This window comes from Variovorax sp. CAN15, assembly GCF_030462475.1.
In the GTDB taxonomy this organism is placed as follows: domain Bacteria; phylum Pseudomonadota; class Gammaproteobacteria; order Burkholderiales; family Burkholderiaceae_C; genus Variovorax.
The window spans coordinates 385,960-401,761 of record NZ_JASMRZ010000001.1 but is presented as its reverse complement, the minus strand read 5'-3'; the positions used below and the strand labels follow the sequence as shown (position 1 = coordinate 401,761).

General features: G+C 68.5%; 16 protein-coding genes. 12 read left to right on the top strand and 4 right to left on the bottom strand.

Features of this window, described 5'->3' with window-relative positions:
* The 9 genes from QMO14_RS01805 to QMO14_RS01765 form a co-directional block, all read left to right on the top strand.
* Positions 1-534: TorF family putative porin (locus tag QMO14_RS01805; protein WP_367618142.1), on the top strand; the 534-nt coding region annotated here is incomplete at its 5' end.
* Between the two features lie 67 nt (positions 535-601).
* Complete coding sequence (gene glnK, locus QMO14_RS01800; protein ID WP_007833403.1) at positions 602-940, top strand: P-II family nitrogen regulator; 339 nt, start codon at positions 602-604, stop codon at positions 938-940.
* Between the two features lie 29 nt (positions 941-969).
* Positions 970-2,409: an ammonium transporter gene (locus QMO14_RS01795; protein ID WP_301503891.1), complete on the top strand. Its 1,440-nt coding sequence runs from the start codon at positions 970-972 to the stop codon at positions 2,407-2,409.
* A 459-nt stretch (positions 2,410-2,868) separates the two neighbouring features.
* The gene (locus tag QMO14_RS01790; protein WP_301503890.1) at positions 2,869-3,801 is read left to right on the top strand and encodes an SMP-30/gluconolactonase/LRE family protein; all 933 of its coding nucleotides are present in this window, start codon (positions 2,869-2,871) and stop codon (positions 3,799-3,801) included.
* 31 nt (positions 3,802-3,832) lie between these two features.
* Positions 3,833-4,717, top strand: a complete 885-nt coding sequence (locus tag QMO14_RS01785; protein WP_301503889.1) for a LysR substrate-binding domain-containing protein — start codon at positions 3,833-3,835, stop codon at positions 4,715-4,717.
* A 136-nt stretch (positions 4,718-4,853) separates the two neighbouring features.
* Positions 4,854-6,356 carry an FAD-linked oxidase C-terminal domain-containing protein gene (locus QMO14_RS01780; RefSeq protein ID WP_301503888.1) on the top strand — a complete coding sequence of 501 codons (1,503 nt, stop codon included), beginning with the start codon at positions 4,854-4,856 and terminating at the stop codon, positions 6,354-6,356.
* Positions 6,357-6,361: 5 nt separating this feature from the next.
* Positions 6,362-7,465 (top strand): glycolate oxidase subunit GlcE, encoded by a 1,104-nt coding sequence (glcE, locus tag QMO14_RS01775; RefSeq protein ID WP_301503887.1) that lies wholly within the window; start codon positions 6,362-6,364, stop codon positions 7,463-7,465.
* Positions 7,466-7,482: 17 nt separating this feature from the next.
* Positions 7,483-8,718: a glycolate oxidase subunit GlcF gene (gene glcF / locus QMO14_RS01770; RefSeq protein WP_301503886.1), complete on the top strand. Its 1,236-nt coding sequence runs from the start codon at positions 7,483-7,485 to the stop codon at positions 8,716-8,718.
* 101 nt (positions 8,719-8,819) lie between these two features.
* Positions 8,820-9,266, top strand: a complete 447-nt coding sequence (locus QMO14_RS01765; RefSeq protein WP_301503885.1) for a carboxypeptidase-like regulatory domain-containing protein — start codon at positions 8,820-8,822, stop codon at positions 9,264-9,266.
* Positions 9,267-9,290: 24 nt separating this feature from the next.
* Here QMO14_RS01765 and QMO14_RS01760 read toward each other — a convergent pair whose 3' ends face one another.
* The 3 genes from QMO14_RS01760 to lplT all read right to left on the bottom strand — a co-directional run bounded on the left by QMO14_RS01760 (position 9,291) and on the right by lplT (position 12,100).
* Positions 9,291-9,779: a glutathione peroxidase gene (locus QMO14_RS01760; RefSeq protein ID WP_301503884.1), complete on the bottom strand. Its 489-nt coding sequence runs from the start codon at positions 9,777-9,779 to the stop codon at positions 9,291-9,293.
* 12 nt (positions 9,780-9,791) lie between these two features.
* Positions 9,792-10,685, bottom strand: a complete 894-nt coding sequence (locus tag QMO14_RS01755) for a DMT family transporter (RefSeq protein ID WP_301503883.1) — start codon at positions 10,683-10,685, stop codon at positions 9,792-9,794.
* 110 nt (positions 10,686-10,795) lie between these two features.
* The gene (gene lplT, locus QMO14_RS01750) at positions 10,796-12,100 is read right to left on the bottom strand and encodes a lysophospholipid transporter LplT (protein WP_301503882.1); all 1,305 of its coding nucleotides are present in this window, start codon (positions 12,098-12,100) and stop codon (positions 10,796-10,798) included.
* A gap of 204 nt (positions 12,101-12,304) precedes the next feature.
* Here lplT and alr point away from each other — a divergent pair, with 204 nt between their 5' ends.
* Genes alr through QMO14_RS01735 form a run of 3 tightly spaced genes read left to right on the top strand, consistent with a single transcriptional unit; the run spans position 12,305 to position 15,091 of the window.
* A complete protein-coding gene (gene alr / locus QMO14_RS01745) occupies positions 12,305-13,408 on the top strand; it encodes an alanine racemase (protein ID WP_301503881.1) in 1,104 nt (367 codons plus the stop codon).
* Positions 13,409-13,439: 31 nt separating this feature from the next.
* Positions 13,440-14,210 (top strand): hypothetical protein, encoded by a 771-nt coding sequence (locus tag QMO14_RS01740; protein WP_301503880.1) that lies wholly within the window; start codon positions 13,440-13,442, stop codon positions 14,208-14,210.
* A gap of 59 nt (positions 14,211-14,269) precedes the next feature.
* Positions 14,270-15,091: a hypothetical protein gene (locus QMO14_RS01735; RefSeq protein ID WP_301503879.1), complete on the top strand. Its 822-nt coding sequence runs from the start codon at positions 14,270-14,272 to the stop codon at positions 15,089-15,091.
* Between the two features lie 7 nt (positions 15,092-15,098).
* Here the strand turns inward: QMO14_RS01735 and QMO14_RS01730 are convergent, their stop codons facing one another.
* A complete protein-coding gene (locus QMO14_RS01730) occupies positions 15,099-15,782 on the bottom strand; it encodes a phytanoyl-CoA dioxygenase family protein (RefSeq protein ID WP_301503878.1) in 684 nt (227 codons plus the stop codon).
* Between the last annotated feature and the right edge of the window lie 20 nt (positions 15,783-15,802).

The following is a 15,802-nucleotide window of genomic DNA, read 5'->3' as shown; positions in this document are numbered from 1 at the left end:
GGCTACAAGTTCAAGGCCGGCCCGCTGGACATGGACGTCGGCGCCCTCACCTACATCTACCCGGGCAACTCGTCGGGCAACACGACGGAGCTGTACGGCAGCGCGGGCTACACCGACGAGACCATCGGCTCGTTCACGCTGAAATACTCGCACACGGTGTCGAAGGACTACTTCGGCTACGCCGGCAACAAGGCCGGCTCGGGCCTGAAGGGCACGAACACGGGCTATCTGAACCTGTCGTACAGCAAGGAGATCGTGCCCAAGGTCACGCTGAAGGCGGCCATCGGCTACACGAACATGTCCAGCGACATCCGCAGCCTGGGCTACAAGAGCTACGTCGACTACAACGTCGGCGCGAGCTACGACTTCGGCAACGGCCTGTCGCTGACCGGCTCGATCCAGGGCGCCAACAAGAAGAACTCGTACCTCGCCGTGAGCAACCCGGGCGTGGACTACGGCTTCGGCACCTTCGGCACGACCTACTACTCGCCGAACAAGGCGCGCTTCATCCTCATGCTGACGAAGACGCTGTAAGCCATACAACAACGAGGTGCGGCCCAAGCTGCCGCGCCACTTCATTTCCATCCGAAGGAGAAAACTCATGAAGCTGGTCACAGCCATCATCAAACCGTTCAAGCTGGACGAAGTGCGCGAAGCGCTCTCGGCCATCGGCGTGCAGGGGATCACCGTCACCGAGGTGAAGGGTTTCGGCCGCCAGAAGGGCCACACGGAGCTCTACCGCGGTGCTGAATACGTGGTCGATTTCCTGCCCAAGGTCAAGATCGAAGCGGCCGTCTCCGACGACCTCGTCGATCGCGTGATCGAGGCGGTGGAGGGCGCGGCGCGCACCGGCAAGATCGGCGACGGCAAGATCTTCGTCTACAACCTCGAACAGGTCGTTCGCATCCGCACCGGCGAAACGGGCCGCGAAGCCCTCTGATCGAGTCCTGGCCCGAAAGAACAACGATTATGAAAAAACTGCTTGTCTCTCTTGCGCTCGGCTTGAGCGTGCTGGCTGCCGGTACCACCGGCTTCGCGCAGACTCCCGCCGCGGCCACGGCCGAGGCTCCGGCCGCGTCGGCACCCGCTGCCGCCGCGCCCGCCCCGGCTGCCGCGCCCGCCGCTGCCGCAGCCCCTGCCGCCGCCGATGCAGCTCCGGCTGCGCCCGCCGCGGCACCCGCTCCGAAGATCGATTCCGGCGACACCGCCTGGATGCTGACTTCGACCCTTCTCGTGATCCTGATGACCATCCCCGGCCTCGCGCTGTTCTATGGCGGCCTGGGCCGCTCGAAGAACATGCTGTCGGTGCTGATGCAGGTCTTCGTGATCTTCTCGCTGATCAGCATCCTGTGGGCCATCTACGGCTACAGCCTGGCCTTCTCGGGTGACGGCAACTTCTTCGGAGGATTCGACAAGATCTTCATGAAGGGCATCACGCAGGAGACCTTCGGCGCGCTGACCACCATTCCCGAATACGTGTTCGTCGCCTTCCAGGGCACCTTCGCGGCCATCACCGTGGCGCTGATCGTCGGCGCCTTCGCCGAACGCGCCAAGTTCTCGGCCGTGCTGCTGTTCTCGGTGCTGTGGTTCACCTTCAGCTACGTGCCGATCGCCCACATCGTGTGGGGCGGCGGCCTGCTGGGCAAGGACGGCGCGCTGGACTTCGCCGGCGGCACCGTGGTGCACATCAACGCCGGTGTGGCCGGCCTGGTCGGCGCCTACATGGTCGGCAAGCGCGTCGGCTACGGCAAGGAAGCGTTCACGCCTCACTCGCTCACGCTCACCATGGTCGGCGCTTCGCTGCTGTGGGTCGGCTGGTTCGGCTTCAACGCCGGCTCGGCTGGTGCAGCCAACGCCGTCGCCGGCCTGGCCTTCATCAACACGGTGCTCGCCACCGCCGCTGCGGCGCTGTCGTGGATCCTGGGCGAGAGCCTGCACAAGGGCAAGGCCTCGATGCTGGGTGCAGCATCCGGTGCCGTTGCCGGCCTGGTGGCCGTGACGCCCGCCGCCGGTTTCGTCGGCCCGATGGGTTCGATCGTTCTGGGCCTGCTGGCCGGCCTGGTCTGCCTGTGGGGTGTGGGCGGCCTCAAGCGCATGCTCGGCGCAGACGACGCGTTCGACGTGTTCGGCGTGCACGGCGTGGGCGGTATCCTGGGTGCCATCCTGACCGGCGTGTTCGCTGCCAAGGGCCTCGGCGGCACCGGCGGCGCGACGCCCGACACCTTCGCGATGGGCGCACAGGTCTGGATCCAGATCAAGAGCGTGCTGCTCACCGTCGTGTGGTCCGGCGTGGTTGCCTTCATCGCCTACAAGATCGCCGACCTGACCCTCGGCCTGCGTGTGTCGGAAGAAGAAGAGCGCGAAGGCCTCGACATCTCGTCGCACGGCGAAACCGCATACAACCGTTGATCTGCTTTGGCGGGCCTGCCTTCGGGCAGCCCCGCCACTGAATGAATGACCACCACCACTCACTAGAAGAAGAATTCTCCGTAACGAGTTTTTCAAGCGAGGTCTCCTTTGGATGTTCAGCCCGCCAGCGCTCACGCGCCAGCGGGCATTTTTTTGTCTGTGCCCTAGGGTGAGTCGACATTCAAACGGGGCCGCGAAGGACGAATGCCGGGTGCAGTGCAAGGCGCGGTGAGCGCCGCGTAGCTCTGCTACGCAAGCGAGGCGCAACGCCGCAATGCGCCCGGCATTCGTCCTTCCCTCCGGGTTGGCCCGCCTTGCACCCGCCTGCTTTGTCGGCCGGCTTGACCAGAGATGACTCTGGCCGGCGCCGCCCTTCGCGCATCCGGGTGCAAGGCGGGCCAACGCGGCCCCGTTTGAATGTCGACTCACCCTAGTGGGCGGGAGCACAATCGCGCCACCATGTGGACCTCCATCGAAGACAGCCTCTGCGAGCTCGGCGAATCGCCGTTCTGGCACCCCGAAGAACGATCGCTCTACTGGCTCGACATTCCCGGCCGTGCTGTGCTGCGCACGCGTGGCGAGATCGGTTCCCCGGGCGCGAAGGTCGAGCGCTGGCCCCTGCCCACCGAGCCTGGCTGCATGGCGCCCGCGCGCAGCGGCGGCCTCGTGATCGCGCTGCGCGACGGCATCTACCGCGCGCGCGAATGGGGCGGTGATCTTGTCGTGATGGCGCGGGTGGAGCACGACGTGCGCACCATGCGCTTCAACGACGGCAAGTGCGACCCGCTGGGCCGCTTCTGGGGCGGTTCGCTCAACGAGGCCAAGGACCGCGCCAACGCCGCGCTCTACTGCTTCGATGCGCGTCCTGGCACCGGCGTCTCGCCCACGCTCTCGCAGATGGCCAACGAGTCCACCACCGCCAACGGCCTGGCCTTCTCGCCCGATGCGCGCACCCTCTACTGGGCCGACACCGCCGCGCACGTGGTCTGCGCCTGGGACTGGGACGCCAAGGCCAACTCGCTCTCGCACGCCCGCGTGTTCCACCAGTTCGACGCCAAGCCCGAGGGCTGGACCGTCGATGCGCCGCAGGGCTACCGGGGCCGCCCCGACGGCGCCACCGTCGACGCGCAGGGCCACTACTGGGTGGCCATGTTCGAAGGCGCGCAGTTGCTGCGCTTCGCGCCCACGGGCGAGATCGTGGCCTCGGTGCCCGTGCCCGTGCAGTGCCCGACCATGCCCTGCTTCGGCGGCGACGACCTGAAGACGCTGTTCGTCACCAGCGGCCGCAAGGGCCGGCCCGCAGCCGAGATCGCGCAGCGGCCGGCATCGGGCACGGTGATCTCGATGCGCGTCGACACGCCCGGCCTTCCGGTCAACTTCTTCGAAGACTGAGCAGGAACGGAGCACCGGGCGCTACCTACGCATGGCCCTGCAGCACATCCCGCCGATCCAGTGCCTCCTGACCTTCGAGGCGGTCGCGCGCCTGCGCCATGCCGGCCGCGCGGCCGACGAGCTGTGCGTCACGCCCAGCGCGGTGAGCCACCGCATCCGGCAACTCGAATCGCACGTCGGCTTCAAGCTGTTCGGCCGTGGCGACTTCAGCCTCACGGCCGACGGCGCCGCCTATCTCGCGAACGTGCGCACGGGGCTCGCTGCCCTGCAGGCCACGCCGCTGGGCGGCAGTGCGGCGCAGCGTGCGACGCGCCTGCGTATCGCGGTCACGCCCACCTTCAGCCGGCAGTTCCTCATGCCGAGGCTGGAGCTCTTCCGCAACATCTACCCCGACATCGAGCTGGTGCTGCAGGTGTCGATCCCGCTGCTGGACGTGACGGCCGAGCAGGCCGACCTCGAAGTGCGCTACGGTCCCGGCGGGTATGCCGACTGCGAGCACCGGCTGCTGATCGGCGAGCAGGTGGTGCCCGCCTGCAGCCCGAGCTACCTCAACGAGTTCGGCCCCTTCACTGGTTTCCGCAGTGCAGCCGAGATTGCCGCCGCGCGGCTCATCCGAAGCCCGCTCGAGCCCTGGGGCACCTGGTTCGCGAGCTGCGGCATCGACCAGCCCGAGCCCGCCATCGGCTCGCAGTTCAATGACCTCGGGCTCATGTACGACGCGGCCGCCAGCGGGTTCGGCGTGGCGCTGGTGCGGCAGAAGCTGGGCGCGGAGTGGTTCGAATCGGGGCGGCTGGTGGCGCTGTCCGATCAGGCCGTGACTTCGCCGCACCGGCACTACATCTGCTGGCAGCCCGGCACGCTGGAGCGCTGGGAGTGCGCGGCCTTCGCCGACTGGCTGGAACAGAGCCTGCGCTGAACCGGACCGCGCTTTCGCGCGAAGTTCTTTCAAGCATCCGGCAAAAAACCATCAACCCCGGGCGGACGGAATGTCCGTAGAGTGCGGTAAACACGAGACATCCCGCGAGCAGCAAAGAAAGAGAAGAGGTCGCCGCATGAATGCGCCGCTCACCCCCACGCAACACGATTCGCTACAGAAAACGCAGCGCCAGGCGCAGATCGTGCGCGCGCTGCAGGCGCACCTGCCGGCTCACGCGCTGATCTGGCACGACGAAGACACCACCCCCTACGAGTGCGACGGCCTCACCGCCTACCGCGCCCGCCCGCTGGTGGTGGCCCTGCCCGAGACCGAGGCGCAGGTGGCCGCCGTGCTCAAGGCCTGCCACCAGCTCGGTGTGCCGGTGGTGGCGCGCGGCGCGGGCACCGGGCTCTCGGGCGGCGCCATGCCGCACACCATGGGCGTGACGCTGTCGCTCGCCCGGTTCAACCGCATCCTGAAGATCGACCCGGTGAGCCGCACAGCTATCGTGCAGTGCGGCGTGCGCAATCTGGCCATCAGCGAGGCGGCCGCGCCCTTCAACCTCTACTACGCGCCCGACCCGTCGAGCCAGATCGCCTGCACCATCGGCGGCAACGTCGCCGAGAACTCGGGCGGGGTGCACTGCCTCAAGTACGGCCTCACGCTGCACAACGTGCTGCGGGTGCGCGGCTTCACCGCCGAAGGCGAGCCCATCGAATTCGGCGGCGAGGCGCTCGATGCGCCGGGGCTCGACCTGCTCGCGCTGGTCATCGGCAGCGAGGGCATGCTGGCCGTGACCACCGAGGTCACGGTCAAGCTGGTGCCCAAGCCGCAGCTCGCGCGCTGCATCATGGCCAGCTTCGACGACGTGCGCAAAGCCGGCGACGCGGTGGCAGCGGTGATCGCGGCCGGCATCATCCCGGCCGGGCTGGAGATGATGGACAAGCCCATGACGGCMGCGGTCGAAGACTTCGTGCGCGCGGGCTACGACCTCGACGCCGCCGCCATCCTGCTGTGCGAGTCCGACGGCACGCCCGAGGAGGTGGAAGAAGAAATCGGCCGCATGACCGACGTGCTGCGCGGATGCGGCGCCACAGCCATCGCGTGCAGCAGCAGCGAGGAAGAGCGCATGAAGTTCTGGAGCGGGCGCAAGAACGCCTTCCCCGCCTCGGGCCGCATCAGCCCCGACTACATGTGCCTGGACTCCACCATCCCGCGCAAGCGCCTGGCCGACATCCTGCTGGCCATCCAGGAGATGGAGAAGAAATACAACCTGCGCTGCTGCAACGTCTTCCACGCGGGCGACGGCAACCTGCATCCGCTGGTGCTGTTCGACGCCAACGACCCCGACGAGCTGCACCGCTGCGAGCTCTTCGGCGCCGACATCCTGGAGACCAGCGTCGCGATGGGCGGAACCGTCTCCGGCGAGCACGGCGTGGGCGTGGAGAAGCTCAACAGCATGTGCGTGCAGTTCACCGCCGCCGAGAACGAACAGATGTTCGGCGTGAAGCGCGCCTTCGACCCCGAGGGCATGCTGAACCCCGGCAAGGTGATCCCGACGCTGCAGCGCTGCGCCGAGTACGGCAAGCAGGTGGTGCGCGGCGGCAGGCTGCCGCATCCGGATCTGCCGAGGTTCTGATGACGATGGACAACGCACTTCACCAAGTCGTCGAGCGCGTCCGCGCCGCCGCCTCCGACGCCACGCCGCTGCGCATCCGCGGCGGCGGCACCAAGGATTTCTATGGCGAGACACCGCAGGGCGAGCTGCTCGACATGCGCCCGCTCGCCGGCATCACGAGCTACGAGCCGAGCGAGCTGGTCGTCACCGTGCGCGCGGGTACGCCGCTGGCCGAGCTCGAAGCGGCACTCGCCGAGAAGGGCCAATGCCTGCCCTTCGAGCCGCCGAGCTTCGCAAGCGGCGGCACGGTGGGCGGCATGGTCGCGGCGGGGCTCAGCGGACCCGCGCGCGCCAGCGTGGGTTCGGTGCGCGACTACGTGCTCGGCGCCACGCTGGTCAACGGACGCGGCGAGGTGCTGACTTTCGGCGGGCAGGTGATGAAGAACGTCGCGGGCTATGACGTCTCGCGCGTGCTGGCGGGTTCGCTCGGAACGCTGGGCGTTATCGCGGAGGTCAGCCTCAAGGTGCTTCCCGTGCCGCCCGCCGAGGCCACGCTCGAATTCGCGTGCAGCCAGGCCGATGCGCTGCGGCTGCTCAACGAATGGGGCGGCCGGCCGCTGCCGCTGAACGCGAGCTGCTGGTTCGAATACGCCGGAGCGGGCGCGCTCTACCTGCGGCTGCGCGGTGCGGTCGCCGCCGTGGAAGCCGCGTGCGAGCACCTCGGCGGCGAGCGCAAGGACAACGCGCGCGCCGCGGCCGACTGGCAATCGCTGCGCGACCAGCAGCTGCCCTGGTTCGCCACCGGCGAGGGGCCCGACGCGCTCTGGCGCGTGTCGGTGCCGCAGACCGCGCCCGTGCTGTCGATCGACGGCGCGGCGCCGCTGATCGAATGGCACGGCGGCCAGCGCTGGTACAAGGCGCCGCCCTCTCAGGCTTCGCGCATCCGCGAGATCGCTCGGGCGGCCGGCGGTCACGCCACGCTGTTCCGGCTGCCGGGTTCGGGCATGCACGAAGGGCTGCCGCGCTTCGACGCGCTGAGCGCGCCGGTCGAACGCATCCAGCGCGCGCTGATGCGCGAGTTCGATCCGCACGGCATCTTCAACCGCGGCCGGCTGCTGCCTGCCCACTGAGAACAAGAACAGAAGACATGCAAACCGAACTCGCCCCCGAATTCAAAGGCACCGACGAAGGCCGCGAGGCCGAAGCCATCCTGCGCAAGTGCGTGCACTGCGGCTTCTGCACCGCCACCTGCCCGACCTACCAGCTGCTGGGCGACGAGCTCGACGGCCCGCGCGGACGCATCTACCTCATCAAGCAGGTGCTCGAAGGCAAGGAGCCCACGCGCAGCACGCAGCTGCACCTGGACCGCTGCCTCACCTGTCGCAACTGCGAGAGCACCTGCCCGAGCGGCGTGCAGTACGGCCACCTGGTCGACATCGGCCGCAGGATCGTCGACGTAAAAGTGCCGCGCCCCACGATGGAATCGGCACGGCGCTGGGTGCTGAAGGAAGGCCTGCCGTCGCCGCTCTTCGGCCCGGCGATGAAGCTGGGCCAGTCGGTGCGCGGTCTGCTGCCCGAGGCGCTGAAGGCCAAGGTGCCCGCGAAGCAGGAAGCCGGCGCATGGCCCATCGCCACGCATGCGCGCAAGGTGCTGATGCTCGCGGGCTGCGTGCAGCCGTCGATGATGCCCAACATCAACAGCGCCACCGCGCGCGTGCTCGACGCGGCCGGCATTCAGGCCGTCATCGCCCCCGAAGCCGCCTGCTGCGGCGCGGTGAAGTTCCACCTGAACGACCAGGAGGGCGGCAAGGCGCAGATGCGCGCCAACATCGACGCGTGGTGGCCCCTCGTGGAGCGCAACGAGGTCGAGGCCATCGTCATGAACGCCTCGGGCTGCGGCGTCACCGTGCGCGAGTACGGCCACATCCTGCAGCACGACGCGGCCTACGCGCTGAAGGCCGCGCGCATCAGCGAGCTCACGCGCGACCTGAGCGAGCTGCTGCCCGACCTCGTACCCTCGCTCAAGGCCCGCGTGAAGGCGCCCGAGGGCGTGGTGGCCTACCACCCGCCGTGCACGCTGCAGCATGGCCAGAAGCTGCGCGGCGGCGTCGAGACGCACCTGCGCGCGCTGGGCTTCGACATGCGCGTGGCGATGAACGAATCGCACCTGTGCTGTGGCTCGGCCGGCACTTATTCGGTGCTGCAGCCCGAGCTGGCCTACCCGCTGCGCGACCGCAAGCTGGGGCACCTGAAGCAGCTGCAGCCGGCGGTCATCGCCTCGGCCAACATCGGCTGCATCACCCACCTGCAAAGCGGTAGCGGCGACACGCCGGTGCGGCATTGGGTCGAGCTGCTGGACGCCGCGCTGCGGCAAAAGGCCTGAACGCAGGCGCCATCGGACAAGCAGGAGGGGGTTGGTCCGACTCGCGCCAAGCCGGTTCGGGGCGCATCATGGCCGCATCCAATCTGCAAGGAGCCAGTGCCATGCCCCGTGTTCTCGCACATTCAACTTCTTCCATTTCCGCCTCGCTGCGGCTCGCGCTGCTGGCCTGCGCCTGCGCGGCCGGCGCCACGGCCGCACAGGCACAAGGTGCCATGCCGCCCTGGCAGGGCGCAGGTCCGGCGCGCTATGTGTGCGGCGGCATAGGCTCAGACGAATCGACGGCCATGCGCGCCGCGATGAAGGAGCACCCGCTCGCGCTGCTGTTCGCGCGCGCCGACGGCGCCTACATGGCGAACGTCGACGTGACGATCAAGGGCGGCGACGCCGGCAATGCCGCCGCGCTGGCGTTCCGCGCGAGCGGTCCGGTCTGCCTGGTCGACGTGCCGAACGGACGCTATGTGATCGACGTTGCAGCACCCGGCGGCGCCACCAGGAGCCAGACGGTGACGGTGGGCGGCGGGCCGAAGACGGCCGACTTCAGGTTCTGAGCGGGCCGGAGAGAGAGCTGGCGCTCAGGCGGCCGCCAGTGCCGCCTCCACGTCGCGTTCGAGCGAAGCGGGCGTGTCCAGCGGCGCGTAGCGCTTGAGCACCGTGCCGTCGCGCCCGATGAGGAACTTCGTGAAGTTCCACTTGATGGCCGTGCTGCCAAGCAGGCCCGGTTTTTCCTTCGTGAGCCACTGGTAGAGCGGCGCCGCGTTGCTGCCGTTCACGTCGATCTTCTCCATCATCGGAAAGCTCACGCCGTAGTTCTTCGTGCAGAAGGCGCCGATCTCCTCGTTGGTGCCAGGGTCCTGCGCGCCGAACTGGTTCGAGGGAAAGCCCAGCACCGCGAGGCCCTGGCCGGCGTACTTCTCGTGCAGCGCCTCCAGCCCCGCGAACTGCGGCGTGAAGCCGCATTTGCTGGCGGTGTTGACGATCAGCAGCACCTTGCCCCTGAAGGTGGAGAGCTTCACCGGCTTGCCGTCGATCAGGTTGGCTTCGAAGTCGTAGACGCTGGTCATGCTGTGTCCTCATCAAGAAGGAGAAGAAGAGGCGCGATCATCGCCCCGCGCGGGCGTTCGCGCAAACGCCGCCCAGACGGCGCCCAGCACGATCAGCGCGCCGCCGATGAGGATGCGCGGGTCCATCCGGGCCGCGCCCAGCGCCACCGACGACACGCTTGCGAACAGCACTTCCGACAGCATGATCACCGAGGTCGCGGAGGCCGTGAGCCGCGCCGCGCCGTACTGCAGGCACACGTTGGCGAAGACGAAGGCCGTGCCCAGCAGCGCGGCCCAGCCGAGCCAGCCCGGCGAGGCACGCAGCGGCGAATCGAACACGCCCAGCGCGGTGCCGATCAGCGCCGCGACGCCGGCCACGAAGGTGCAGCCGCAGAACATCGCCAGCGCACGCGATTCGCCCGGCGCCTCGCGCAGGTGGCGCAGCGCGATGTTGGTGACTGCGAAGCCGAAGCCCGCGGCCACGCCCAGCCAGTCGGGCAAGCTTGAAGGTACGGGCCAGTCGGTGCCGGGCGCCTTCAGCACCACCGCCACGCCGGTGAGCGCGAGCGCGACCCGCGCCAGCGCGCCGCCGGTGGGCCGCTCGCCGAGCAGCAGCCAGGCCAGCAGCACGCTCCACAGCGGCATCAGGTAGAAAAGCAGCACCACGCGCACCACGTCGCCTTGCGTCACGGCCCAGTTGAAGCCCACGTTGGTGAAGCCGGCCGCCAGGCCCAGCGCCGCCAGCATCGGAAAGGCCGCGAAGCCCTTCCACGCATGCCGGCGCAGCAGGCCCATCACGACGGCGATGGCCAGGTAGATGAGGCAGGTGGTCCACAGCGGATGCAGCCCGTGGCCCGCGATCTGGCGGAAGGGGAACCAGGAGACGCCCCAGACGAAGGCGTTCAGTAGCAGGGCGAGTGCTGGCATTGGGACAAGAGTTCTTCAAGGGACACCGAGGAACCGGCTTTGCCGGGCCTGCGGTGCCGCCCCCGGCGAGGGGTGGCGTAGCGACACGAAGTGCGCGAAGCCTGGGGGAGTCAGTGGTGCTTGTCGCTGCGGGCGATTGCGAGCAGGTGCTCGACTTCTTCGGGATATTTCTTGACGTTGTTCTCGTGCCAGCGCTTGATGAGCCACATGCAGCCGGCCACCACGAGGCCGAACGCGCTGATGGCGCCGTAGGCCGAGAGTCCGAGGCCCGTGCACACGCTGTAGAAGCCGCCCAGCAGAAGAATGCAGGCCTGTTCGTTGAAGTTCTGCACCGCGATGGAGCGGCCCGCGCCCATCAGGTTGTGGCCCCGGTGCTGCAGCAGCGCGTTCATCGGCACCACCAGGAAGCCGCCCAGGCCGCCCAGCAGGATCAGGAAGGGCACCGCCAGCCACACGTTGCCGATGAAGTTCATGCAGATCACCATCAGCCCCATCGCGATGCCCATGGGGATCACGCGCGTTGCCATGTCCAGCCGCATGCGCATCGAGGCGACGATCGCACCCACCGCCGTGCCGATGGTCACGACGCCCGTCAGCGCCGAGGCCTGCGTGGTGTTGTAGCCCAGCGCCAGCGAGGCCCAGGCCAGCACGATGTACTTGAGGTTGCCGCCCGCGCCCCAGAAAAGGGTGGTGGTGGCCAGCGAGATCTGGCCAAGGCGGTCACGCCACAGGCGGGAGTTGCAGTGCCAGAAGTCGGGCAGCAGCGCCGCGACGTTGCGCATCAGGCCGTGCTCGGGGTTGCTGCGCAGCGGGCGCATCTCGACGCCGGTGTGCGGGATGCGCGTGTTGAACCAGGCCGCCAGCATGTAGACGAAGATCAGCACCGTGAGCGCGGCCTCGGCCGGCGTGTCGATGCCGGTGTCGATGAGCGGAAGGTCGAAGGCCAGCAGCTTGCTGGAGACCGCATGCCCCACCAGAGCCCCACCGAGCACGATGCCCAGCAGGATCGATGCGATGGTCAGCCCCTCGATCCAGCCGTTGGCCTTGACCAACTGCGACGCCGGCAGCAACTCAGTGAGGATGCCGTACTTGGCCGGCGAGTAGGCCGCCGCGCCCAGCCCCACGATCGAATACGACAGCAGGGGGTGCGAGCCGAAGAGCATCATCAGGCAGCCCAGCACCTTGATGGCATTGCTGATGAACATCACCTTGCCCTTGGGCAGGGCGTCGGCAAAGGCACCTACCAGGGGCGCGAGCACCACATAGAAGACGGCGAAGATCGGCACCAGCGCCGCGCGCTGCCATTCGGGCGCGCCCGAACTCCGCATGAGATCGACAGCAACAACGAAAAGCGCTTGGTCGGCCAGCGACGAAAAGAACTGGGCCGACATGATCGTGTAGAAACCGCGCTTCATCGATGGGCTGGCTGGCCAGAGACGTGGATGCGGTCTGCTGGCGGTAGTGAAAAAGTGTCGCGTAGAGGGCGAATGGGCGGTTATAGCACGGGGGTGCGACGCGCAATCCCGCATCCCCACCGTGTTCGACCCCATTCCCGAAGATGCTAAAACGTGGCCTGCATTGTCCTTGTGCCCCCACCGAGTTCTCCCTGGAAGCCCTTCATGCCGCGCCCGATCCTTGCCACCGTCCACACCGAAGCCCTGCGCCACAACCTCGAGCGTGCACGCCGCTCGGCCCTCGAAGCCCGCGTCTGGGCCGTCGTCAAGGCCAATGCCTATGGCCATGGCATCGAGCGGGTCTACGAGGGCCTGCGGGGTGCCGACGGCTTCGCGATGCTCGACCTGGCCGAGGCCGAGCGCGTGCGCGCCCTCGGCTGGCGCGGCCCGGTGCTGCTGCTGGAGGGCGTGTTCGAGGCCCGTGACCTGGAGCTGTGCTCGCGCCTCGACATCTGGCACACCGTGCACTGCGACGAGCAGATCGACATGCTCGCCGCCCACAAGACGCTCAAGCCGCAGCGCGTGTTCCTCAAGATGAACTCGGGCATGAACCGCCTGGGCTTCACGCCCGAGCGCTTCGGCGCCGCCTGGACCCGCCTCAACGCGCTCACCCAGGTCGACGAGATCTCCCTCATGACCCACTTCAGCGATGCCGACGGCAAGCGCGGCATCGACCACCAGCTGGAAGCCTTCGAGCGCGTCACCCGCGACCTGCCGGGCGAGCGCTCCATCGCCAACAGCGCGGCCACGCTGCGCCACGCCGACCGCACGCGCGGCGACTGGGTGCGTCCCGGCGTCATGCTCTATGGCGGCGCGCCCGACTACCCCGAGCACGACGCGGCCCACTGGCAGCTGCAGCCCACCATGACGCTGTCGAGCAGGCTGCTGTCGGTGCAGACCCTGAAGGCCGGCGACACCGTCGGCTACGGCTCCAACTTCACGGCCGAGGGGCCGATCACCATCGGCGTGGCGGCGGTCGGCTATGCCGACGGCTATCCGCGCCACTGCGGCACCGGCACACCGGTGCTGGTGAACGGCGTGCGCACCCGCATGGTCGGGCGCGTGAGCATGGACATGATCACCGTCGATCTCACCAACGTGCCCGACGCGAAGTTCGGCAGCGAGGTCACGCTGTGGGGCAAATCGGAGAAGACCGGCGCCGTGCTGCCCATCGACGAGGTCGCGCGGGCCGGCGGCACCATCGGCTACGAGCTGATGTGCGCGGTGGCGCAGCGCGTGCCATTCGCCGACATGGCGGACGCCGCCTGAACCGCTTGGGCCGCTTGAACAGCCCGAAGCCGTGAAGATCCTTTCCAACTGGCGCTTCGTGCGCCTTTGGGAAACGCAGGTCGAGCGCGAGCTGCACCGCAAATACAGCCTGCGCACGCACGGCATCCTGATCGGCAGCTTCACGCTCTTGCTCATGTGGGGCGTGTCGGCGCTGCAGATGCACCTGCTGCACGTCGATTCGCTCGCGGTGCGCTATTTCCTCACGCTGGGCGTGGGGTACCTGGGCTATCTGCTGGTGCTGCGCTGGTGGGCGAAGCGGCTGGTCGAGAAACGCGGGCTCGACCTCGACGTCGACGCACCGGACGTCGAGTTCGGCGGCGGACGAGGTGGCGGCTCGCATGGCCACACGAGCCTCGGCGAGGCCCCAGGCGACGGCGGCGGCGGCAGCGGCAGCGGCAGCGGCCTATCCGACATCGCCAGCGGCGCGCTCGACGTGGCCGGCGGCGCCGACGAGGGCGCGGTCGTCGTCATTCCGGTGATCGCCATCTTCCTGGTCTGCGCCGCCATCCTGTTCGGCGCGGGGTCGCTGGTGCTGCTGTACTTCAGCTGGGACGCGCTGCTGGCCGTGGCCATCGAGATCGCCTTCTCCTACGTGTCCGCCCGCGCCGCGGTGCGCGTGGCGCGCGAGGGCTGGCTCATGGCCGCCGTGCGGCTCACCTGGAAGCCGCTGCTGGGCGCGGTGATCTGCGCGGTGGCGCTGGGCGCGCTGCTCGATCACTTCATGCCGCAGGTCAATTCCTTGCCCGAGGCGGTGCGTGCCCTGATGAAGAAGCAGCACTGAGCGCTGCGTGCTGGGTCCGGAGCCGGAGACAATCCGCGCCGGGAGGAATTTCCGTTCACATGATCTCGAAGAAACAACAAAGGCGCGCAGCCTTGCGCGCATGCGGCATCGCGCTGGCGGTTGCCGGCTTCTCGGCACACGCCGAACCCGACGCGCCGGCATCGGCGATGCAACAACCCACGGAGGCCACCGCCGATGCGGCTGCCGTACCTGCAGCATCCGTCGCGGCGGCCGTGCCGGCGCAACCGCAGACACGCCTGCGCTTCAGGCTGGGCACGTACAAGCCCGGCATCGAACGGCTTCGCGTGGTTCGCCGTGAGAACACGATGAACAACATCGCGGGGCAGGTCGCCCTGAACATTGCACTTTCGGTCATCGCCGGCGGCGTGAGCGTTGGCGCGCAGGGTTTTTCGAAGGACGATCTCGGCGGCACCACGCTCGAGGCGCTCAAGGACGACCCGCTGGGCGCCAACCCCGCCATGAACGAGCTGAAGGATGCGCTCGGCAAGGTCGCCACCGACATCTACCGCAAGCGCGCCGAGGCCGCGTACGCGACGGCGCTGACCGACGGCTCCACGCCCGAGGAGATCGAGGATGCGCGCAAGGTGCAGGCGGAGGCCGACACGCCGCTGCTCCCGGGCCCCTGGCATCTGGTCTACGAGAACCTGACGGGTTCGGACGAGCTGTTCCGCCTGAAGTTCGGCGCCGAGCTCGGCCGCGCGGGCTTCATGCGCCCGCCGGCCGCGTGCTTCTATCAGTCGGAGCCGGTGGTCTGGGAGCAATGGCAGGCCGACAACTGGCAGCGGCTGCGCGAGGAGCGCGCGAAGGCCGTCGCGCGCTGCACCGAGACGCTGTCGGCCACGCCCGAAAAGTTCTGGTGAGCAGACCCTAGGCCGCGCGGAACGCCTGCGCAGCCGCCGGCTGCCGGTTCAACTGCCCCATCGCCAGCAGCTCGTCGTCGGCGCAGAGGATGGCGAAGGCCCGGTGCTTCTCCCCGAAGCTCATGACGGGGCCTGCGTGATGCAGCGCACGGTGGTTGAAGGCCACCACGTCGCCCGGGTCGACCTCGTAGCCCACGATGTCGAAAGCGCCGCGGTTGGATTCGATGTCGGGCAGCTCGGGCGCCAGTGCTTCGTCGGCCGTGGGGCCGATCCAGCCGCCGTGCCGGTAGCCGGTCTTCCACAGGTGGGAGCCGCGCACCACTTCCGGCGCGGTCTCGCGCGGCATGTGGTCCACGGGCATCCACAGGTGGACGATGCGGTGGCTGTCGGCCAGGCCACAGGACATGTCCTGGTGCCAGGGTGTCGCGGTCGCGGCGCTCACGTCCTTGTCGAAGAGCAGCTGGTCGCAGATCCAGCGCAGCCGCCGGGTCACGGTCAGCTGGCCGGCGATCTCGCTGGCGCCCGATTCGGACACCACGCGCTGCAGCAGGCCGTCGCGGCCCTGCTCGATGCCGTCGCGCGCCAGCTCTATCCAATCGGGCGAGACGATCCCGCGCAGGCACACGACGCCATCCCGCAGGAACCGGAGGCGCTCGTCGAAGCTCACGCCGCGAAGCAGTGGGTTGCTCATAAGGATCTCCTCGTCCGGCG